17 protein-coding genes and 1 tRNA gene are annotated in these 21579 nt (G+C 70.4%); 12 read left to right on the forward strand and 6 right to left on the reverse strand.

Features of this window, described 5'->3' with window-relative positions; translation table 11 throughout:
• Positions 1-233: 233 nt before the first annotated feature.
• From AB0I88_RS07995 to AB0I88_RS08005, 3 genes are all read left to right on the forward strand, one after another.
• Complete coding sequence (locus AB0I88_RS07995) at positions 234-719, forward strand: Lrp/AsnC family transcriptional regulator (protein ID WP_361020002.1); 486 nt, start codon at positions 234-236, stop codon at positions 717-719.
• Positions 720-781: 62 nt separating this feature from the next.
• Positions 782-2074: a hypothetical protein gene (locus tag AB0I88_RS08000; protein ID WP_361020004.1), complete on the forward strand. Its 1293-nt coding sequence runs from the start codon at positions 782-784 to the stop codon at positions 2072-2074.
• 63 nt (positions 2075-2137) lie between these two features.
• Positions 2138-3796, forward strand: coding sequence for a fumarate hydratase (locus tag AB0I88_RS08005; RefSeq protein ID WP_361020006.1), 1659 nt, complete (start codon positions 2138-2140; stop codon positions 3794-3796).
• A gap of 16 nt (positions 3797-3812) precedes the next feature.
• On the opposite strand, the gene AB0I88_RS08010 is transcribed toward AB0I88_RS08005, so the two are convergent.
• Positions 3813-4337 carry a hypothetical protein gene (locus AB0I88_RS08010; RefSeq protein WP_361020008.1) on the reverse strand — a complete coding sequence of 175 codons (525 nt, stop codon included), beginning with the start codon at positions 4335-4337 and terminating at the stop codon, positions 3813-3815.
• A 195-nt stretch (positions 4338-4532) separates the two neighbouring features.
• Between AB0I88_RS08010 and AB0I88_RS08015 the strand changes: the two genes are divergently transcribed.
• Genes AB0I88_RS08015 through rlmB form a run of 3 tightly spaced genes read left to right on the forward strand, consistent with a single transcriptional unit; the run spans position 4533 to position 8493 of the window.
• Complete coding sequence (locus AB0I88_RS08015; protein WP_361020010.1) at positions 4533-5930, forward strand: class II fumarate hydratase; 1398 nt, start codon at positions 4533-4535, stop codon at positions 5928-5930.
• Positions 5931-5953: 23 nt separating this feature from the next.
• Positions 5954-7369, forward strand: a complete 1416-nt coding sequence (gene cysS, locus AB0I88_RS08020; RefSeq protein ID WP_361020012.1) for a cysteine--tRNA ligase — start codon at positions 5954-5956, stop codon at positions 7367-7369.
• Complete coding sequence (gene rlmB, locus AB0I88_RS08025; protein WP_361020014.1) at positions 7369-8493, forward strand: 23S rRNA (guanosine(2251)-2'-O)-methyltransferase RlmB; 1125 nt, start codon at positions 7369-7371, stop codon at positions 8491-8493. Before cysS ends, rlmB begins: the two co-directional genes overlap by 1 nt.
• A 51-nt stretch (positions 8494-8544) precedes the next feature.
• Here rlmB and AB0I88_RS08030 read toward each other — a convergent pair whose 3' ends face one another.
• On the reverse strand, positions 8545-9663 hold the full coding sequence (locus AB0I88_RS08030; protein ID WP_361020016.1) for a PQQ-binding-like beta-propeller repeat protein: 1119 nt from the start codon (positions 9661-9663) through the stop codon (positions 8545-8547).
• 101 nt (positions 9664-9764) lie between these two features.
• Here AB0I88_RS08030 and AB0I88_RS08035 point away from each other — a divergent pair, with 101 nt between their 5' ends.
• A complete protein-coding gene (locus AB0I88_RS08035) occupies positions 9765-10679 on the forward strand; it encodes a TipAS antibiotic-recognition domain-containing protein (RefSeq protein ID WP_361020018.1) in 915 nt (304 codons plus the stop codon).
• A 454-nt stretch (positions 10680-11133) separates the two neighbouring features.
• Positions 11134-11751, forward strand: coding sequence for a DUF6518 family protein (locus AB0I88_RS08040; protein WP_361020020.1), 618 nt, complete (start codon positions 11134-11136; stop codon positions 11749-11751).
• A gap of 36 nt (positions 11752-11787) precedes the next feature.
• Here AB0I88_RS08040 and AB0I88_RS08045 read toward each other — a convergent pair.
• Positions 11788-11864: transfer RNA gene (locus AB0I88_RS08045), tRNA-Thr, on the reverse strand.
• A gap of 138 nt (positions 11865-12002) precedes the next feature.
• On the opposite strand from AB0I88_RS08045, the gene ugpC reads away from it, so the two are divergent.
• Positions 12003-13091 carry a sn-glycerol-3-phosphate ABC transporter ATP-binding protein UgpC gene (gene ugpC, locus AB0I88_RS08050; RefSeq protein WP_361020022.1) on the forward strand — a complete coding sequence of 363 codons (1089 nt, stop codon included), beginning with the start codon at positions 12003-12005 and terminating at the stop codon, positions 13089-13091.
• Positions 13092-13151: 60 nt separating this feature from the next.
• Here ugpC and AB0I88_RS08055 read toward each other — a convergent pair whose 3' ends face one another.
• Positions 13152-14819, reverse strand: a complete 1668-nt coding sequence (locus AB0I88_RS08055; protein ID WP_361020024.1) for a PQQ-binding-like beta-propeller repeat protein — start codon at positions 14817-14819, stop codon at positions 13152-13154.
• A 401-nt stretch (positions 14820-15220) separates the two neighbouring features.
• Here AB0I88_RS08055 and AB0I88_RS08060 point away from each other — a divergent pair, with 401 nt between their 5' ends.
• Positions 15221-15640 carry a GNAT family N-acetyltransferase gene (locus AB0I88_RS08060; RefSeq protein WP_361020026.1) on the forward strand — a complete coding sequence of 140 codons (420 nt, stop codon included), beginning with the start codon at positions 15221-15223 and terminating at the stop codon, positions 15638-15640.
• A 430-nt stretch (positions 15641-16070) separates the two neighbouring features.
• Here the strand turns inward: AB0I88_RS08060 and AB0I88_RS08065 are convergent, their stop codons facing one another.
• Positions 16071-17039 carry a hypothetical protein gene (locus tag AB0I88_RS08065; RefSeq protein ID WP_361020028.1) on the reverse strand — a complete coding sequence of 323 codons (969 nt, stop codon included), beginning with the start codon at positions 17037-17039 and terminating at the stop codon, positions 16071-16073.
• 123 nt (positions 17040-17162) lie between these two features.
• Here AB0I88_RS08065 and AB0I88_RS08070 point away from each other — a divergent pair, with 123 nt between their 5' ends.
• The gene (locus tag AB0I88_RS08070) at positions 17163-18926 is read left to right on the forward strand and encodes an NAD-binding protein (protein ID WP_361020030.1); all 1764 of its coding nucleotides are present in this window, start codon (positions 17163-17165) and stop codon (positions 18924-18926) included.
• On the opposite strand, the gene AB0I88_RS08075 is transcribed toward AB0I88_RS08070, so the two are convergent.
• Entirely contained in the window at positions 18906-20126 is a 1221-nt protein-coding gene (locus AB0I88_RS08075) for a DUF4032 domain-containing protein (RefSeq protein WP_361020032.1), read from the reverse strand. The two genes, AB0I88_RS08070 and AB0I88_RS08075, sit on opposite strands and share 21 nt — an antisense overlap.
• Positions 20127-20216: 90 nt before the next feature.
• Between AB0I88_RS08075 and AB0I88_RS08080 the strand changes: the two genes are divergently transcribed.
• Entirely contained in the window at positions 20217-21572 is a 1356-nt protein-coding gene (locus tag AB0I88_RS08080) for a serine protease (RefSeq protein WP_361020035.1), read from the forward strand.
• Positions 21573-21579: the final 7 nt, after the last annotated feature.

The raw sequence follows: 21579 nt of genomic DNA on the forward strand, positions 1-21579 counted from the left end.
TTACCACGACAGCCTGACGTTTCCCTGCGGCCGACCGGGTGGCCCGAGGCGCGGGGTCTGCTCACAGTGTCACAGGTCATCACCGGCTGGTCGCCGGTGCCGTCGCCGCGTCGCCGACACGGCACGGTGATCGGCCGATGGATCCCGCCTGACGGTGACCCAGTGGGCCGTGCTGGGCAACCGGGGTGATCTGCCCTGGTCAGTGTGCGCAATCGGTGCGGTAGCTTCGCGCCATGGGTGAGCAGACTGTCCAGCTGGATCCGCTCGATGCCCGGCTCATCTCGCTGCTGGCGGCCGAGCCCAGGATCGGTGTGCTGGAACTCTCCCGGCGGCTCGCGGTGGCCCGCGGCACGGTCCAGGCGCGCCTGGACAAGCTGATCGCGCGAGGCGCGATCAAGGGCTTCGGGCCCGAGGTGGCTCCGGACGTGATCGGTTTCGGGGTCACCAGCTTCGTGACCTTGGAGATCATTCAGAGGTACGGGCACGACGCCGTCGCCGAGCACCTCGCCGAGATCCCCGAGGTCCTGGAGGCGCACACGATCACCGGTGGCGGTGACATCCTCTGCCGGATCGTGGCCCGCTCGAACGCCGACCTGCAGCGGGTGATCGACCAGATTGTCGGGTACGCGGGCATCGGCCGTGCTCACACGATCATCGCGCTGGCCGAGTTGATCCCGTACCGGACCGTACCGCTGGTGAGATCGGCAATCCGGTCATAACCGGATGACACGGGCTTTCCTCGCTGGCCGGTTCCCGGATCGAAGGTCATTACCCTGCCCGCATGGCCTCCGGAGGCGGTTCCTGGAAGGGATACACGCTGGTCGCCGCCACGGTCGTCGTCACCGTGCTGGCCGCGACCGGTGTGTGGAACCCGTTTCCGCAGGTCTGGGCATGGATCAGCACGAGCGGGCCGATCGCGCCGGGCGCCCGCTGGCAGCAGGAACTGGGCGGCACGCCGCAGAGCATCGCGATCGCCGGCGACTCGGTGATCGTCGAGTATCGGACGTCGGTCGAGGCGTACGGCCTGACCGCCGCCGTGAAGCTGTGGTCCTCGGACGCCGACTGGGCGTCGATCGCCGGCAAGGGCGCCAACGCCGTCGTGGTGACCGGCCGCCTGCTCACCAAGGGCTACCAGGTGCTCGACCCGGCCACCGGCACGGTACGGCGGTCCGACACCACCGCGTCGGCGGTCTGGACCTACCAGGAAGCGATCGTGGACCTGAGCTGCTCGGGCGGCGACGACTGCCGGCTCACCGCCTGGGATCCGCGCTCCGGTGAACAGCTCTGGTCGGTCGGCACCGGCGGCATCGGGTTCGTCCTGGACGCGGCCAACCCCGATCTGCCGGACACCCGCCGGCTCTCGTCCGGCGAGGTGGACGACGACGTGGCCGGGCCGCCCACCCTGCCCGGACTGCTCGGGCTGCCGCACGACGGGCGGATCCGGGTGATCGACACGGCGAGCGGGCGGCTCGTGCAGACCGTGCGGCCCAGCCGGGAGCAGCGGGTCGCGGTGGTCGGCGGCCGGGTGCTGACGATCACCGGCACCGCGAAGGACGGCACCTGCTACTACGACGTGGTGGCCGGGAACCCGCCGGGCGGCCAGGTGGTGTGGCGGCGCGACGGGCTGAACCTGCGGACCGCCGACAACGGGTCGGCCTGCGACCAAGAACGGGACCCGGCCGGCGGTTACAACGTGGTGCTCGGCGTCGACCCGTACGGGCGGGAGGTGCTGATCAACGGCTACGACGGGCGCAACCTGTGGTACGGCGACAAGGAGTCGAGGGTGCTCACCGTCAACGACACCTACGCCGTCATCCGCAAGGGCGATCAGGTGCGGGGGTACTCGTTCGCCAAGGACAAGGCGGTCTGGCGGCTGGACGGGCGGGGCGAGGTGGGTGCGGCGCTCACCGCGTACGCCGTGATCGTGGTCTCGAAGGGCCGCGTGACGGCGCTGACCCCGTCGAACGGCGCGGTCCGTGCCGATGTGCGCACCGATGCGAAGGTCTTCGCGGTCGGCCCGGACGGCATGATCGCGGCTTCCGGACGGGACATGGCCTACCTGCCGTTCTCCTGATGCTCCGGAAGCATCGGGGGATGGTTCGCGCGGCACGGCCTCGCTGGCTTAGGCTTGCCGCTCATGAGCTCCAGCGTCGATTTCAGCTACTCACCGCTCCTGCCGACCGGTGCGGACCTGACTGAGTACCGTCTGGTCACCGACGAGGGCGTGGACGTCGTCGAGGGTCCGGGCGGCCGGCGATTCCTGACCGTCGAGCCGGCGGCGCTGACCCAGCTCACCGCGGAGGCGATGCACGACATCGCCCATTACCTGCGGCCCGCGCACCTGGCCCAGCTGCGCTCGATCATCGACGACCCGAAGGCGTCGCCGAACGACCGGTTCGTGGCGCTGGACCTGCTGCGCAACGCGAACATCGCGGCGGGTGGCGTGCTGCCGATGTGCCAGGACACCGGCACCGCGATCGTGATGGGCAAGCGCGGCCGGCACGTGCTCACCGACGGCCAGGACGAGGCGGCCATCGCGCTCGGCGTCTACCAGGCCTACACCCGGCTCAACCTGCGGTACTCGCAGCTCGCCCCGATCACCATGTGGGACGAGAGGAACACCGGGACCAACCTGCCGGCCCAGATCGAGCTGTACGCCGAGGACCCGGGCGGTCAGCCGGACGCGTACAAGTTGCTGTTCATGGCCAAGGGCGGCGGCTCGGCCAACAAGTCGTACCTGTACCAGGAGACGAAGGCGCTGCTGAACCCGCAGCGGATGATGCAGTTCCTGGACGAGAAGCTGCGCCTGATCGGCACGTCGGCGTGCCCGCCGTACCACCTGGCCGTGGTCGTCGGCGGCACCAGCGCCGAGCACGCGCTGAAGACCGCGAAGCTGGCCAGCGCGAAGTACCTGGACAATCTGCCCACCTCGGGCACGATGCTGGCGCACGGTTTCCGGGACCTGGAGCTGGAGGCCGCGGTTCTGGAGCTGACCCGGGACTTCGGCATCGGCGCCCAGTTCGGCGGACGGTACTTCTGCCATGACGTACGGGTGATCCGCCTGCCCCGGCACGGCGCGTCCTGCCCGGTCGCGATCGCGGTCTCCTGCTCGGCGGACCGCCAGGCGGTCGCCAAGATCACCCCGTCCGGTGTGTGGCTGGAGCGGCTGGAGACCGACCCGGCGCGCTTCCTGCCGGAGGTCGACCTGGAATCGTCGCCCGTCGTCAACATCGACCTGAACCGGCCGATGGCGGAGATCCGCGCGGAGCTCAGCAAGTACCCGGTGAAGACCCGCCTGTCGCTGACCGGCCCGCTGGTGGTGGCCCGGGACATCGCGCACGCGAAGATCGCCGAGCGGCTCGACGCCGGCCAGCCGATGCCGCAATACATGCGCGACCACGCGGTCTACTACGCCGGCCCGGCCAAGACCCCCGAGGGGTACGCCTCCGGCTCCTTCGGTCCGACCACGGCCGGCCGGATGGACTCCTACGTCGAGAAGTTCCAGGCGGCCGGCGGGTCGATGGTGATGCTGGCCAAGGGCAACCGGTCCAAGCAGGTCACCGACGCCTGCCAGACCTACGGCGGCTTCTACCTCGGCTCGATCGGCGGCCCGGCCGCGCGGCTCGCCCAGGACTGCATCCGCCACGTCGAGGTGCTGGAGTTCCCGGAGCTCGGCATGGAGGCGGTCTGGAAGATCGAGGTCGAGGACTTCCCGGCGTTCATCGTGGTCGACGACAAGGGCGACGACTTCTTCGCCGAGGTCACCAAGCCCGTGCTGGGGATCGGCCGCCACTGACCGGCCCGCCGCGCGGTCAACTGACCGCGCAGTAGCCGGCCACCGGGCTGAGCCATTCGGCGATCTCGTCCTCGAGGCTCTTGTTCAGATCCTTGGTGGTCTTGATCTTCTCGATGTAGTCGCGGTCCTTCGCGCTCGCCTCGATCTTCCCGGCCGAGACGACGGCGGCCGCCTTCAGATCCGGGTTCTCGGCGTCGGCGATCTCCTTGCGGATCGCGGTGGCCACCGCCCGCAACTCGGCGGCCGCGGTCTTCTCGGCCTTGGCCGCGCCGGCCTTGTCCTTGGCCTCCTTGTAGGCGATCATCTTGCCGATCGCCTTGCCGAACTGGCCGAACTCGGTGGTGAAGACCTTGTCGAGGCGGCCACACACCGCGTCGTTCTCGGCCGAGTAGTCGGGCGTCGGCGCCGAGGCGACCGGAGTGGCCTCGATCAGCGCCGAGACGGTGGGCTGCGGGGCGCTGCTCGGCTTCGGATCGCTGCCGCAGGCGGCGCTGCCGAGCAGCAGGCCGCCGGCGAGCACGGCCAGGATGGCGCGTCGCATCAGAGGTTCCTCTTCGTCGGGGTCATCCAAACTCAGCCGACGTTACGTAACGACGACAACGATCGCCAACTCTGTGTGATCACTGAGCCCACCAGCTGTTTGAGCCAGGGTGAAAACCCTTTCCGTCACCGACGGCGAGCGGACAGTGGTGGCGGATCGGCTGCGGCTCACCGAAGGTCGAGAGAGGATGGTCCGGTGACGACCGACGAGAATGGTTTCCGGATCGAACGCGACACGATGGGCGAGGTACGTGTGCCGGCCGCGGCCCTGTGGCGCGCGCAGACGCAGCGGGCGGTGGAGAACTTCCCGATCTCCGGGCGCGGGCTGGAGCCGTCGCACATCCGGGCATTGGCCCGGATCAAGGGCGCCGCGGCCCGGACCAACGCGAGCCTCGGCGTGCTGGACGAGGACCTGGCCGAGTCGATCGCGACCGCCGCGGCGCACGTGGCCGACGGCGGCTACGACGACCAGTTCCCGATCGACGTCTTCCAGACCGGTTCGGGCACCTCCTCCAACATGAACGCGAACGAGGTCATCGCCACCCTGGCGAGCCGTGACCTGGGCCGCCCGGTGCACCCGAACGACCACGTCAACGCCTCCCAGTCGTCGAACGACGTCTTTCCCTCGTCGATCCACCTGGCCGCGGTCGAGATGGTGAGCGGCGAGCTGATCCCGGCGCTCACGCACCTCGCCGCCGTGCTGACCGCGAAATCGTCCGACTTCGCGGAGATCGTCAAGAGCGGCCGCACGCATCTCATGGACGCCACCCCGGTCACCCTGGGGCAGGAATTCTCCGGGTACGCGCGACAGGTCACCAACGGTGTCGAGCGTCTCCAGGGCACCCTGCCCCGGCTCGGTGAGCTGCCGCTCGGCGGCACCGCGGTGGGCACCGGGGTGAACACGCCGCCCGGGTTCGCGCAGGCGGTGATCCGGCTGCTCGCCGACGAGACCGGTCTGCCGCTGACCGAGGCCCGCGACCACTTCGAGGCGCAGGGCGCCCGCGACGCGCTGGTCGAGGCGTCCGGCCAGCTGCGGGTGATCGCCGCCGGCCTCTACAAGATCGCCAACGACATCCGCTGGATGGGCTCCGGACCCCGGGCCGGGCTGCGTGAGCTGCGCCTGCCCGACCTGCAGCCCGGATCGTCGATCATGCCGGGGAAGGTGAACCCGGTGGTCCCCGAGGCGGTCCGGCAGGTCGCCGCCCAGGTCATCGGCAACGACGCGACGGTCGCCTTCGCCGGCACCCAGGGCGACTTCGAGCTCAACGTGATGCTGCCGGTGATGGCCCGCAACCTGCTGGAGTCGATCCGGCTGCTGGCCGCGGCGTCCCGCCTGTTCGCCGATCGCTGCGTCGTGGGCCTTGCGGCGAACGAGGAGATCGCCCGGGCGTACGCGGAAGGTTCGCCGTCGATCGTCACCCCGCTCAACCGCCATCTGGGGTACGACGAGGCCGCCGCGATCGCCAAGCAGGCGCTCGCCACCGGGCGGACGATCCGCGAGGTGGTGATCGAGCGCGGCCACGTCGGAACGGGCAAGCTCACCGAGGCGCAGTTGGACGAAGCGCTCGACGTGCTCCGGATGACGCGTCCCTGACGTCCGGCCGCTACCCTTGTACGGTGACTCTGCGCTTGTATGACACCGCGACCCGATCGGTCCGGGACTTCGTCCCGTCGACGCCCGGTCAGGCGGGGATCTACCTGTGTGGTGTCACCGTGCAGTCCCCGCCCCACATCGGCCACCTCCGCTCCGCCGTCAACTACGACGTGCTGCGGCGCTGGCTCCTGCACGAGGGGCTGGAGGTGACCTTCGTCCGCAACGTCACCGACGTGGACGACAAGATCCTGCAGAAGTCGCTCGACCACAAACGGCCGTGGTGGGCCATCGCCTACGAGAACCGGCTGCTGCTGGAGCGCGACTACCGGGCCCTCAACGTGCTGCCGCCGACCTACGAGCCGTTGGCCACCGGGCACATCACCGACATGCACGAGCTCATCGAGACGCTGATCGAGCGCGGGCACGCGTACCCGGGCGGTGGCGACTGCGCCGACGTCTACTTCGACGTGCTCTCCTTCCGGGAGTACGGCGCACTCTCCGGGCAGCGACCGGACGACATGCGCGACGCCGGCGACGCTCCGGTGCGCGACAAACGCGACCACCGTGACTTCGCGCTGTGGAAAGGCGTGAAGGCGGACGAGCCGCAGGACGCGTACTGGCCGTCGCCGTGGGGCCGTGGCCGGCCCGGCTGGCACATCGAGTGCTCGGCGATGGCCCGGCGCTACCTCGGCGACGAGTTCGACATCCACGGTGGCGGGCTCGACCTCACGTTCCCGCACCACGAGAACGAGGTGGCCCAGTCCAAGGCGGCCGGGCTCGGCTTCGCCCGCTACTGGGTGCATCACGCCCTGCTCAACCTGGGCGACTCCAAGATGAGCAAGTCGCTGGGCAACGTGATCGACCTGAACGCGGTGGTCGAGGCCGGGATCCGCCCGGTCGAACTGCGCTACTACCTGGGCAGCCCGCACTACCGCTCACGGATCGACTACTCCGACGAGGCGCTGCGGGAGGCCGCGGTCGCCTACCGGCGGATCGAGGGCTTCGTGCAGCGGGCCGCCGAGGTGGTCGGCAGCGGGCGGCCCAAGGCGGTGCCCCCGGCGTTCGCCGAGGCGATGAACGACGACCTGAACACGTCGGCGGCGCTCGCGGTCGTGCACGACACCATCCGGGAGGGCAACACCGCCCTGGCCGCCGGTGACGAGCCGGCCATCCGCGGGGCGCTGACCGCCGTCCGGGCCATGCTGGGGGTGCTCGGCATCGACCCGTTCGACAACGCCTGGAGCGGCGGCGAAGGCGGCAACGATCTCAAGCCGGTGGTCGACTCCCTGGTCGCCCTGGCGCTGGAACAGCGGGCTCAGGCCCGCGCACGTAAGGACTGGGCTGCCGCCGATTCGGTGCGGGACCAGCTCAAGAACGCGGGTATTCAGGTGGAGGACACTCCGGCCGGTCCGCGCTGGACGGTAGGAGAGCAGCACTGATGCCGGGAAATTCCTTCAACGCGAGCAAGCGCGCCACCTCCAAGAAGGGGGCGTCGGCCGGTTCCGGTGGCAAGAACCGGGCCAGCCTCAAGGGGCGCGGCAAGACCCTGCCCGCCGACGAGCGGCCATGGCACAAGGCGTACTCGGGCACTGAGAAACTGCCCGAGAAGACCGCCCGCAAGCAGGACAAGGAGCGCCGGGCCGCGGCCGCCGAGGGCCGCGCGCCCAAGGTCGGCATCCCCGGCACCAAGGACACCACCTGGGGCCGTGGCGGTGGCCGCGCCTCCGGGCTCACCCGGGCCCAGTCGTCCCGCGGCGCCCGGGGCGGCGGTCCGCGCGGTCCGCGGGTCGCGCCCGGCCGCAAGTCCAACCCCACCAAGGAAGGGCCCGAGCTGCTGCTCGGCCGCAACCCGGTGGTCGAGGCGCTGCGTGCCGCGGTCCCCGCCACCGCGCTGTACGTGGCGCAGGGCATCGACATCGACGAGCGGGTCACCGAGATCGTCCGGACCTCCGGCGACCGGGGCATCCCGATCCTGGAGATCAGCCGCAACGAGCTGGACCGGATGACCGGCGGCGTGCTGCATCAGGGCATCGGGCTCCAGGTGCCGCCGTTCGCGTACGAGGATTTCGACGACCTCGTGAACGCGGCACTGGAGCAGACCGCCCCGCTGCTGGTGGCGCTGGACGGCATCACCGACCCGCGCAACGTCGGTGCGGTGATCCGGTCGGTGGCCGCGTTCGGCGGGCACGGCGTCTTCATGACCGAGCGGCGGGCCGCCGGCATCACCGCGACCGCCTGGCGCACCAGCGCCGGCGCGGCCGCCCGGGTGCCGGTCTCACAGGTGGTCAACCTGACCCGCGCGATCAAGTCGGCGCAGAAGGCCGGCTTCACCGCGATCGGGCTGGACGCCGACGGCGAGACCGACCTCTACCAGCTCGAGGCCGCGGTCGGGCCGCTGATCGTGGTGGTCGGCTCAGAGGGGCGCGGCCTGTCCCGCCTCGTCGGTGAGACCTGTGACCTGCGGGTGAGCATTCCGATGGCCTCTGACGTGGAGTCCCTCAACGCCAGTGTGGCGGCGGCCGTGACCCTTGCCGAGGTCAGCCGCCGCCGGACCCAGGGCTGACCCGCGTCTCGGAAGGGACGGCCGGGCCCGGCCCCCTTCCGAGAACGGGACTCAGAAATAGGCGCGCAGGCGGTTGCCTTCCGTCAGGAAGAGACGGCCGTCCGCGACCATCGGCGGGTAGTTCTGGTCGCTCGGCATGCCGCCCTTGTGCGGTTTGCCGGTCTCCGCGTCGACGATCGACAGCGCCGCGCCCATCCCGGCCGGGCTGTAGAGCAGCGCCCCCGCCCGGACCGGCTGCCCGGCGCCGTCGGCCAGCTTCACCGACCAGAGCTTCCGGCCGGTCCGCGCGTCCAGGCACTGGACGCTGCGGTAACGGGGGAAGTAGAGGTGCCGTTCGTCGGCGGTCACCGCGGACGCCGGCCAGGTCGACTCCCAGACCTTCCGGCCGTCGGCCGCGTTGACCGCGGTCAGCCCACCGCCCCGGCCGGCCACGTAGAAGCGGGTGCCGGCCGGGTCGCTGCCTACGGCGTACCAATTCTCCGGGGTGTGCCAGAGAGTGGCGCCCGTGGTGATCGAGACGGCGCGGGCGCCCTGACCCTCGGTCCGCAGCAGCAGCCGTCCGCCGGACGAGAGCAGGCCGTCGCCGCGGGTTCCGCCGAGCTTCCACAGCCGGGCGCCGGTGGCCAGCCGGTGGGCGATGGTGGCCGCCCCGAAGTCCGGGCGGGCGTCCACCACCACCACACCGCGATCGACGATCATGTCCTGGCTGGGAGCGGCGAGGGAGAGCTCCCAGAGGCGGGCGCCGGTCGAGGCCCGATAGGTGGTCAGGAAATTGCGCTGGCCCGTGCACGCGTACGTGAGGACGGCCAGGATCCCGTCCGACATGGCCATCCGGGTGACACCGCGCCCCCGCAGGTCGGCGTGCCAGCGGCGGGCCCCGGTGGCCGGGTCGTACGCCCCGATGCCGCCCGGATCGCTGGTGTAGATGAGGCCGCCGCCGGCCAGCGGCTCCCGTCCGATCTCGCATTCCGGGGCGGCGTGTGTGGGAATGTCCCAGCGCCGGGTGATGGCGCCGACCGATGACGGGGTGAGCCGGCGCTCGTGCGGGTTGTAGTAGGTGAGGCCCGGGCCGTACCCGGTCTGGGTCCACTCCGAAGGGGGTGGAGCCGGGATGGCTGGGCTGGGAAAACTCAGTGCCGCGGCGAGAGCGGCGACCATGACGGAGCTCATACAAGATCAACGAAAGAGCCCCCGGTCGGGATCGAACCGACGACCTCCCGTTTACGGGCCACAACGCGATCATTCCGGATGAACCCGCCCGGTTGAGCGCAATGCCCGCGACTCATGCCGAAGAGCGCGCGTGTGCCGACGTTGAGTGTGGTGGTCTCGATACGTGTGTGGCGTTGACTCTGCCGTTGCGTCAAGGTCCATCGTTGGGAGCAGGCCGGAGCGGTTTCGGCTGGTGGGTGCGGGAAGGGACGGCAGTAGTGGCCTGGTCGATCACCGAGGTGGCGCAGATGGCAGGGGTCACCTCCCGCACGCTGCGGCACTACGACACGATCGGCCTGCTGGCCCCGGCCTACGTCGGGATCAACGGCTATCGCTATTACGAGCAGCCGCAGTTGCTGCGCTTGCAGCAGATTCTGCTGCTACGCGAACTCGGGCTGAGCCTGGAGACGATCGCCGAAGTCCTCACCGGTCAGCGTGACCGGGTCGAGGCCCTGCGGGGGCACCAGGAATGGCTGCGTGCCGAGCAGCAGCGCCTGGCACGCCTGGCCGCCACCGTCGCGCGCACCATCGAGCACCTGCAGGAGGGGACAGCTATGAGCACGTCAGAAATGTTCGACGGCTTCAGCCAGCGTCGGGCCGAGACCGAAGAGGCCCTGGCCGCTCGCTACGGGGACGGTGTGCGGGAGCACTTCGCCGCCGCCAAGGAGCGCACCAAGGGCTGGACACAGCAGGACTACCTTGACGCCCAGAAAGAGGGAGAGCGCCTGGACGCCCGAGTTCTTCAGCTCTTGCGCTCCGGAGTGGCACCAGAGACACCGGAGGCGCTCGACGTCATCGCGGACCATCACCGCGCTGTCGCCCGGCACTGGAGCCCGGACAAGGTGAGCTACGCGGGCATGGGGCAGCTGTATCTGGACGATCCGCAGCACCGTGCCCGTTACGACGCTCAGGACCCGGCCCTGGCGCAGTACTACCGCGACGCCATCACCGCCTACGCCGAACAGCGCCTGAACTGATCAACTCATCCACCAGGTGAGTGGCGGCGCTGGTGTGCAGGGCTGCAGACCTGCACATCGACGGCCCGTACGACTCAGCCGGCGAACACCCGCTTCATGCCGCGATCCGAGCGATACAGACCGTCACGGCGTGCGTCGCGGGCGGTTTGCGGCCCCCAAGCTGATGTGAGGATCCGGTCAGTGGCCGGAAATGTTGAACGGGTTGCCTGGCGCCGTTCCGCATTGTGGACCCTTTGAGGCTGCGAAGGCTGAGGTCACGCAGTTCTACCGCTGGGAGCGAGGTGTCAGCGGCTGAGCCCCGACATCGCCGGCGCTCTGGCCGCGCTGCTCGCGGATCCACCGCCCGGGTGGAGGGTGCGTGCGCCGACGGTCTGCCTTTCGGAGGATCATCGGGCCGCGTGGTCTATCCGCGGTTCGATGTGCCGGGCTCCTCAGGTTCTTACGATCAGCGATCATGGCGATCAACCGGAACGCGGCCGTAGTGGTTCCCGTCGCGGGCGTGCTCTTGGGCGCTCTTGACTTCGTATGGATCAAGTATGTTCCCTTTCCGTTCGGCGGGCTGGGCAACTCCATCGCCGTGTGGGCTGTAGCGGCGTTCCTGCTCACCTTCCTCAGCCGGTGGACGTTGCCGGCCGGCATCCTCGGCGCGATCGGCTGCCTGGTCCTGGCGGTGCCGAGCTACTACCTCACCGCCACGCTGATCCAGAGCGATGCCCTGGCGAACATGTACAACGCAACGGCGTTGTTCTGGACGGCGTCGGGCGTGGTGGCCGGCGCGGTCTTCGGTGCGGCAGGCGTACTGGCGCGAACCGGGGGCCGTTTTCGCGCAGCCGCCGTGGCCATACCGGGTGCGGTGCTGTTCGCCGAGGCCACGATGCAGCTCAAGCGCATCGGAGACCCGAACTACGAAACCGCGGAAACCGTCGGGTACACCGCTGTCCTGATCGCGTTGGGGGTGGCACTCATCGTGCTGGTGAGCCGCTCCTGGCCCCAGCGCGGGCTCGCGCTGCTGCTCGCCCTTCCGCTGACCGCGGTGGGATACGTCCTGTTGTCCCTCACCGGCTTCCGCTGATCAGCGGCTGCAGGGTTTTCCCAGTTCAGAGTGCGATGGAGCCCCCGGTCGGGATCGAACCGACGACCTCCCGTTTACAAGACGGGTGCTCTGGCCATCTGAGCTACAGGGGCGAACGGCCTCAGCATAACGTCCTGTGATGCGAACGCCATCTTGGCAGGTCGGGAGAAAACAAATACGGTGACGACCGCAGTTCCTTCTACTCGGATCGTCCGGCACGTTCCTGCCGGTGGAAAGGAAGTAGTTTCACCATGGCTACCGTCACTTATGACAAGGCATCCCGGATCTACCCGGGCTCCGAGCGCCCCGCGGTCAACGAACTGAACCTCGAGATCGGCGACGGAGAGTTCCTGGTCCTGGTCGGCCCCTCCGGTTGTGGTAAGTCCACCAGCCTGCGCATGCTCGCCGGCCTGGAGGACGTGGACCGCGGCCGCATCCTCATCAACGACAAGGACGTCACGCACCTCCCGCCGAAGTCCCGTGACATCGCGATGGTGTTCCAGAACTACGCTCTCTACCCGCACATGACGGTGTACGAGAACATGGCGTTCGCCCTGAAGCTGCGCAAGACCCCGAAGGCGGAGATCGACCGCGCCGTCAAGGAGGCCGCCGGGCTGCTCCAGCTCGAGGAGTACCTGTCCCGTAAGCCGAAGGCGCTCTCCGGCGGTCAGCGTCAGCGTGTCGCCATGGGCCGCGCCATCGTGCGCCAGCCGCAGGTGTTCCTCATGGACGAGCCGCTGTCGAACCTCGACGCCAAGCTCCGCGTCCAGACCCGTTCGCAGATCGCCTCGCTGCAGGCGAAGCTGGGCGTCACCACCGTCTACGTCACCCACGACCAGGTCGAGGCCATGACCATGGGTCACCGGGTCGCGGTCATGCTGGACGGTGTGCTGCAGCAGGTGGACACCCCGCGGGCGCTCTACGACACCCCCGGCAACGTGTTCGTCGCCGGGTTCATGGGCTCCCCCGCCATGAACATCAAGACCGTCCCGCTGACCGAGGCCGGCGCCCACTTCGGCGCGCTGAACCTCCCGCTCACCCGTGAGCAGGTCGCCGCGGCGAGCCAGGGCGGCGACGGCAAGGTCACCATCGGGTTCCGGCCCGAGGCCGCGGAGGTCGTCACCGAGTCCGCCGGCGCGCTGCCGATCGTCGTCGACCTGGTCGAGGACCTCGGATCGGACGCCAACGTCTACGGCCACGCCGAGGTCGACGGCGGCCAGGAGCGGTTCGTGGTCCGGACCGAGCGTCGTTACATGCCGCAGATGGGCGAGACGGTCTACATCAAGCCGCAGACCAGCGCGCTGCACGTCTTCAACGCCGGCTCGGGTGTGCGTATCTGACGCCCGGATCTGACGGAAAGGGCGGTTCCCCTCGGGGAGCCGCCCTTTTCCGCGTTCGCCTCAGTCGGTGAACCGGTACATGACGTAGTCCTCCTCGGCGGCGCAGGCGATCACCGAGGTGTTCCAGGAGCAGCTCGCCGACCGTACGTCCGCGATCTCACCCAGCGGCACGGCGCTCTCGCCCAGCGGGATGCCCCAGGCGGTCCGGTCGCTCACCGAGCTGCTCAGGCTGTCCGAGAAGCGCAGCATGTTGCCGGCGTCCAGGCGTACCGTGATGCCGGTCTCGGGCCGGCCCTTCCGCCCCTCCGCGTCGATCAGGGTGGTCGTCTCGTCGCCGACCGCCAGCACCGCGTCGCCGACCGGGACCAGCGCCTCCACCTCCGGCACCCCCACCGGCTTCGCCCAGCTCGTCTCGCCGACCGCGAACACCTCATCCTTCGTACGGTCGTAGCCCTCCGTCTGCACGAAGCAGAGCCGGACACCGCACGGTGACAGCTTGCTCAGCGAATAGCTCGGCGGAGCGGTGTGCACGATGACCGGATTCTTACCGAGATCGCCCAGGTCGTAGGAGAGGATCCGCTGCGGGGCGGCCGAACCCTTCACATACAGGCGGCCGTCGTGCGCCACGATCTCGTCGCTCGTCGACGCCGCCCCGGCCAGCGAACCGGTCGGCGCGCCGTCACCGAAACCGCGGACCGTCACCGTCTGATCCGCGTCGACCTGCACGAACCGGTCGTCGTCGGAGGCCTCCGGGGAGAACAGGCGACCCGAGGCGCCCGCCGGACCGGACAGATCCTTCACCGTCGTCACCGGGTGGATCGCCGACGAATCCGGATCCTCCGTCGACCACTTCTCCTTGCCGTCGGTCAGATCGATCCCGACCAGGCGCTTCGCCTCCCGGTTCGTCCACAGCGCGATCGTCGAACCGAAGTGGATCTCGTCGTAGGAGCCGAGCCGCTGCTCCCAGAGCCGCTTGCCGTCGCCGGCGTCGAGCGCCACCACCCGGCTCGTGCTCGTGACCGAATCCAGACCCGAGTAGAGCAGGACCACGTCGGGCAGGGCGTACATCGCCTTCCACAGGGTCGCCTGGCCGGCGCCGGCGCTCTCCCAGAGCTTCGATCCCTTCGCCGTGTCGGCCGCCACCACCCGCAGCGTGCCGGTCTCGTCGGCGCTCGCGAAGTAGGCGCGGTCCCCGAGCACCTCCGCGTCCGCGAACGCCGACGACACCGGCACGGTCGGAGTGACCCGCTTCGGCTCCCGCAACGGCACGAAATCGATCGGCGACACACCCGGCCAGAAGATCACCGCGGCGGCGGTGACGGCCGCGGCCACGCCGACGGCCGCACCGCCGGCCCACAGCCAGGTCAGCCGCTTACGGCTCTTGCGCGGCTCGTTCTCGGCGGTCGGCTCCACCGCGCCGCCGGCCCACAGCCAGGTCGGTCGCTTGCGGCTCGTCCTCGCCTCGTTCTCGGCGGTCGGCTCCACCGCGGCGCCCGGGATGGTCCAGGTCGCACCGGGGTACGGGTGAGGCGTGTAGCCGCCCGGCTGTCCCCCGGCCGCGATCGCCGCCGCCTCGGCCGCCGCCCACGGGTCGACCGGGTCGGCATATTCGATCTCGGCCTGCGTGGTGGGGTCCGCCGGGCCGGCCGGGATGGGCGGGTTCCGATCGACCGTGGCGGGGGTGGGCGTCGGGGTGGCCGCCTCGGAGACGCCTTGCGCATACCGCACCGGCTCCGCCGCCGTACCGGCCGGGACGGGGTGGGTCTGTGTGGCGGCTGTCGCTGAGGGTCGGGCTGGGCCGGTGTGGGCGGTGGCTGTTGCCGCGGGTCGGGCCGCGGGAGTGTGTGTGGCGGCTGTCGTGTACGGGTGTGCCGGGCTCGCGGGCGCGGTCGGCCCGGACGCCGGCGGGCCCACCGGTTGCTCGGCGTCAGGTTCCGCCGACGCTGTCGGTTGAGCCTCGTCGTCCCCCGGACCCGCCATGTTCCCCGCCCCTTCTCAGCGCCCCATCGGCAGGTCATGCTACCGAGTCGACCTTCGATGACCAGTCCGGCGAACGACCGGTTCCGCCCGTGCCGACGGCCGGAAGAAGAGTGCTGAGTCGTGATATGTCCGCTGGTTATCGTGGCGGCATGCGTATCGAACGGGTCACCGCCGAGACCGAGGTTTACCGCGCGGCCGATCTCTTCGACGCACCACCGATCGAGGCCGCCACCCGCCGTTTCCTCACCGAACCCAATCATCACCTGCTTCTCGCCTACGACGACGCGGACCGCCCGGTCGGCATGATCACCGGTGTCGAGACCACGCACCCCGACAAGGGCACCGAGATGCTGGTCTACGAACTCGGCGTAGCCCCGGTGGCCCGCCTCCAGGGCATCGGCAAAGCCCTGGTCGTCGCGTTGGCCGACCTGGCCCGGAGCAGGGGCTGTTACGGCATGTGGGTGGCCACCGAGACCGACAACAAGGCGGCGCTGGCCACCTATCGCCGGGCCGGGGCGCTCGAGGAGATGACCTTCACTCTGCTCAGCTGGGATCTCCACCAGGAGTGAACGGAGGGGTGGGCGTCCGGCGTACCGGAAGGGCTGGGGTAAGAGGGACCACGGGGTGGTGCTCCAGCCGTAGCCGGGCTGAGTCGTGGCTTGCCCACATGCGTGTGTGGGTTTTGGGTGCGTATCGCGCCCGAAACCGACACGCGGTGGGTTGTCGGGCAGTTGTGGTGGGGTGCGGTTGCCGGGGGACTGGGGTGTTGGGCGTCGCCATCCGGGCGTGTGTGTGGGTTTTGGGTGCGTATCGCGCCCGAAACCGACACGCGGTGGGTTGTCTGGCAGTTGTGGTGGGGCGCGGTTGCCGGGGGCCGGGGTGTTGGGCGTCGCCACTCGGGCGAGCGTGTGGGTTTTGGGCGCGGTACGCACCCAAAACCCACACGCGAGAGCGGGCACCGCCGACGTCCGGCGGCGCGCGCTCTCGCTGGAGTGGCGTCTACTTCGCGCTGCGGTTGACGAAGCCGTCGACCGGCTCCTCGTGCAGGCGAGGGTCGTCGATGGCCGGGTCGCCGGGAACGGCGGCCTTCGGGCGGCCGGGGGCCGAGAAGCCGCCGGGTGCGGTGGTGCCGCCGGGCGCGGTGGTGCCGCCGGATGCTGTGGTGCCGCCGGGGGCGGTGGTGTTGCCGGGGGCTGGGGAGTCGCCGGGTGCGGTGGTGTCGTCGGGGGTGTTTGCATTCGGGGAGGCGGCGGCGGGGGTGGGCTCGGTGGACGGCCCGGAGCCGGCGCCGGGGGTCTCGCCGCCGATCGGCAGGCCGGCCACGTCGGTGCGCACGTTGGCGATGTTGCGCTGGAGTGTGCTCACCGGGCTCGTGCCCGCGAGCCCGCCGAGCAGCGAGAAGTCGGATTCATCGTGTTCCAGGCGCGGGGCGATCGGGCGCTCGTCGGCGGCCGGCGTACGCGGACGGGTCTGGGTGGCCGGCGAGCCGCCGGACGGGCCGAGGCCGCCGATCGACGGGAGGCCCTGTCCGAGGAGGCCGGGCAGGTTCAGCGGCACCGGGAGGCCGGGCAGCGGGGAGCCTCCGGCCGGGCGGCTGGTGGCGGGGACGGTTCCGCGGATGACGTCGGCGGCGGGCAGCAGCCGTCGCGGGTTCCTGGTGTCCTTGCGCGGGCCGGGAGCGTCTTCGAGGGCGGGCAGCGTGAGTTCGCGGGCGGGGCCGGGTTCGATCTGGATCAGGGGCTGGCCGCTGAGCGGGTCGGAGGCGAGCGGGCTGTCGATCCGCGCGTCGTCGGTGTGGTCCAGCGTGTGGCCGAGGACGTTTCGCAGCGGGTCTTGTGCGCTGCCGGGACGGGCGGCGGGGGTGGAGGCCGCGGTCGAGGGCGTGACCGTCTCGCCGGCCCACGCGGGTGCCCCACCGAGGAGCAGGATTCCGCCGGCGAGGGCGCCGGCACACCACAACTTGCGCACTGATCTTCTCCTGGCCACATCGGACGATGGGTTCGGTCGATACCCACCAAGTCGGACATAAGGTGTCGGATGGGGCAACGACCGGCCCCATGGGCAGGTTCCGGCTGACTACGATTCGTGAACGTGAGTGCCGTGCCGCCGCTGGAGATCCACAAGCGTTCCGCGTCCGAAGAGGACAGCCGACCCCATCTGGTGCTGTGCGGCGCGGACGCGCTGGTCTTCACCCTGGCCGAGGAGCTGGCCAACTCCCGGCACCGGATCCGGATCACGGTGATCACTCCCCGCCGGATCCGGGCCGACGTGCCGGACCTCGCGTCGCTCGCCGAACGCGGTGTCGAGTGGTGCAAGGCCGACCGGCTGGACGAGCGGACGTTCCGCGAGGCGGGTCTGGCCGGAGCCGCGGCACTCGCCCTGGTCATGCCGGACGACATGGTCAACCTGCACGCCGCGCTCTGCGCCCGCGAGGTCGAGGAGCGGCTGCGGGTGGTGGTGCGGATGTTCAACCGGGAGCTCGGCCGGAGTCTGCTGCCCCTCTTCCCCGACTGCGCGGTGCTGTCCGACGCCGAGATGGCGGCCCCGGCGTTCGTGGCGTCGGCGCTCGGCGAGGTGGCACCCACGCATTTCCGGCACTCCGGGCGTACGCTCTATGTCGCTCACCGGGAGGACGTCGCGGCGCGACAGGTGATCCTCACTCTGACCACCGCCGACGAGCAGGGTGAGGTGAGCGTTCTGCCGGCGGATCCGCCGCCCGGTTCGGCGCGGCCGGGCGATCTGGTGCTGGCCGAGGCGCTCGGCCGCCCGCCGGGGGAGGACGTGACCCGCCGCCTGCTCTCCCGGGCCGGCCGCCGTCGTCGCCCGCTGCACGCGGTCGGCCGGGCGCTGCGCGCGGCGCTGAGCCGCAAGCTCGGCATCGCGGTCCTGATCACGCTGGCCGTCACGCTGGTCGCCGGTCTCGTGCTGGCCCGGTTCGACAAGAACGGGCACGGGCTGTGGGAGTCGGTCTACGTGACCCTGTTGACCGCGGTCGGCTCGTCCGATGTGGAGGTGGGCCGCAATCCGGTGGCGCAGGCCGCCCAGCTGGTGCTGACCATCGCCGGGCTGGCGCTGATCCCGCTGATCACCGCGGCCGTGGTGGACGGCATGGTGAACGCCCGGCTGGCGCTCGCCCAGGGCCGGGTCGCCGGGCAGTTGCGCGATCACATCGTGCTCGTCGGACTCGGCAACGTCGGCACGCAGGTGCTGCGCCAGCTCACCGACCTGGGGCTCCGGGTGGTGGCGATCGACCGCACCGCCGACGCCCGGGGCGCGAAGAGCGCGCAGCGGCGCGGGGTGCCGGTGATCGTCGGCGACGCGTCCGCCGAGGCGACGCTGCGGGCCGCCTCGATCGACACGTGCCGGGCGCTGGTCGTGCTCTCCACCGACGACGTGGTGAACCTTCAGGCCGCCCTGCAGTCCCGGTCGGCCCGGCCGGACCTGCGGGTGGTGCTGCGGCTCTTCGACGACGACTTCGCGCAGCGGGTCGAGTCGGCCTTCCAGATCAACACGTCCCGCAGCGTCTCCCGGCTGTGCGCGCCGGTCTTCGCGGCCGCCCTGCTGGAACGCGACGTGCACGCCACCATCCCGGTCGACCGGCACGCTGTGATGGTCGCCACGGTCACCGTGTCGGCCGGATCCCTTCTGGACGGAGCGCCGTTGGACCACGCCGACCATCCCGGCGAGGCGCGGGTGATCGGCTTGTCCGCGGTCGGCCAGGGCTGGGTCGACTGGGTGCCGGACCGGCGCCGGGTGCTGGCCGAGGGCGACGAGGTCCTGGTGGTGGCCCGCCGGGGCGGGCTGCGGGCACTCGCCGAGCTGGCCAGCCCGCCGTTACGCCGTGCCGCTCAGTGACTCCGCCTCGACACCCAGGACCGCCTGCTCGTCCGGCTTGTTGACCAGCACGTCGGTCAGGTAGCCGTGCACCGCCGGGCCCATGCCGACGTCGCGCCCGGCCTTCTCCGACAGCAGCCACTTGTGCTGGATGATCTGCGAGAAGATCTCCTGCGGTTCCAGCTTGCGGCGCAGGTGGGCCGGGACCGCCCGGACCACCGGCTCGAACACCTCGGTGAGCCAACGGTGCGCGGCCTGCTGCTCGTCCTTGAGGTGGCTCTCCGCGCGGTACGCGTCCAGGTCGTTGAGCAGCTGGCGGGCCTGGTTCTCCTCGGCGTCCAGGCCGGTCAGCCGCATCAGCCGGCGGGTGTGGTAGCCGGCGTCGACGACCTTGGGACGGACCAGGTAACCGCCGTCGTCCGACGTGGACATCGACACCTCGGCGACGTCGAAGCCCATCTCGTTGAGCCGCCGGATGCGCCGCTCGATGTGGTGCCGGGAGTCCTTCGACACCTCCTGCTCATAGGTCACCTCGTGCCACAGCCGCTCGTAGCGCGCCATGATGTCGTCGACCACCTTCTCCGGGTCGATCGACGGGTGCAGCAGCTCGGCGGCCTCCAGGTCGAGGCACTCGCCGAAGATGTTCAGCCGGAGGATCTCGATGTCCTCGCTGCGCTGGCCCTCGGAGAGTTTCGGGTACAGGTTGCCGGTCTCGGCGTCGACCAGGTAGGCGGCGAAGGCGCCCGCGTCCCTCCGGAACAGGGTGTTCGACAGCGAGCAGTCGCCCCACGAGAAGCCGGTCAGGTGCATCCGCACCACGAGGGCGGCCAGCGCGTCGAGGAGACGGTTCATCGTGTCCGGCCGTAGCACCCGGGAGAACAGCGCACGGTACGGCAGGGAGAACTGGAGGTGCCGGGTGACCAGGACGGTCTCCAGCGGCTCACCCTCCTTGGTCTGCCGGTCGGTGGCGATGGCGATCGCCTGCACGGCCGGGAAGTCGATCCGCTCCAGGGCGCGGAGCAGGTCGTACTCCTTCTCGGCGATCCGCTCCCGGGTCTCCTTCATGGCGTAGACCACACCGTTCAGCTTCACGAAACGGACGATGTGCCGCGAGATGCCCTGCGGGAGCGCGACCAGATGATCGGCGGGCCAGTCCTCGAGCGGAATGTGCCACGGCAGATCCAGCAACGCGGGGTCGATGAGGGCGGAGGTGATGCGCACGGGGTCAAGTGTGCCGGTTCGGGCGGCGCGTCGTGCCCGCACGTGGCTCGTTACACAGGTGCGAAACCGCCGACGACGTACGGGAGTGGCATGCGACGTAGGACAGGAATCGTCATCGGAACGTGTGCCGTGCTGGCCCTGGTCGGCACGGCCGGGGTGGTCACGTCGGCGGGCGCCGGCGAACGCGCGTCCGGGACCCGGCACGAGGTGGCGCCGCCGGGTGTGGCCGAGCCGGGTGTGGCCGGGCACACGCCGGCTGCCGCGGGCCGGCGTGCCGCCCCACCGGTCACACCGACCACATCGGTCACGTCAGCCCCGTCACGCGGTCCCTCCGAGCCGGACGTGTCGCCCTCGGGGGCCCCGGCCTCCCGGAACCGCCCGCTGGAGTCGACCACCGCCCGGTCCGCCGGCCGGCAGCGGATCGGCGAGCTGCTCCGGGTGGACCGCCTGCTCGGCGACGTCGGCGGCCCCCGGCGCGAGGAGTTCGCCTACCCCGGCGCCTCCTACGTCAAGGTGCACTTCGACCGCCTCACCATGCTCCCCGGCGACTACGTGACCGTGTCGAACCCGGAGCGCACCGAGTCGTACCGGTACGACGAGAGCGACCCCGACGGCCGCTGGGCCATGTCGATCACCGGCGACACCGCGGTCGTCGAGGTGCACCGGAAGATCAACCCGCTCGGGTTGCGGAACCTCACCGGCGACCTCGGGATCGGGATCGACAAGGTGGCCCGGGGCCACTCCCGCCGGGCGCCGGCACGCCCCGGGCGCGAGGAGTCGGTCTGCGGCACGGACACGTCCAGCGACGCGGTCTGCTTCGAGTCGAAGGATCCGGTCGCCTACACCAAGTCGAAGGCGATCGCCCGGCTGCTGATCAACGGCACCGAACTGTGCACCGGCTGGCGGGTCGGCGCCAAGAACCGCATGATCACCAACAATCACTGCCTCACCACGTCGTCCGAGGCGTACGACACCGAGGTGTGGTTCAACTACCAGTGCGCCAAGTGCGGCGGCTACGACGTGTTCAAGCCGACCAAGGTGTGGGGCGACCAGGTGCTCGCGACCGACAAGACGTACGACTACACGCTCTTCACCGTCGACGGCTTCGAATCGGTCGAGAAGTACGGCTACCTCACCCTGGACACCGTCCGGCCCCGCAAGGGCCAGCAGCTGTACGTGCCGCAGCACCCGTCCGGTGAACCGGCCCGGATCGCCGGCAGCAAGGACGAGGCGGCCGGCAACTGCGAGGTCGACAACCCCGACTACACCGGGTACGCGGCACACTCCGACGTCTCGTACTTCTGCGACACGGCGGGCGGCTCCTCCGGTTCGCCGGTCATCTCCCGGTCGACGAACCGGGTGGTGGCGCTGCACCACTTCGGCGGCTGCCCCAACTCCGGTGTGCGGGGAGATCTGCTGGCCGGAAGGTTGCGCACGTACCTCTAGTTTTGTA

It is taken from the genome of Actinoplanes sp. NPDC049802, from assembly GCF_040656595.1.
Lineage (GTDB): Bacteria > Actinomycetota > Actinomycetes > Mycobacteriales > Micromonosporaceae > Actinoplanes.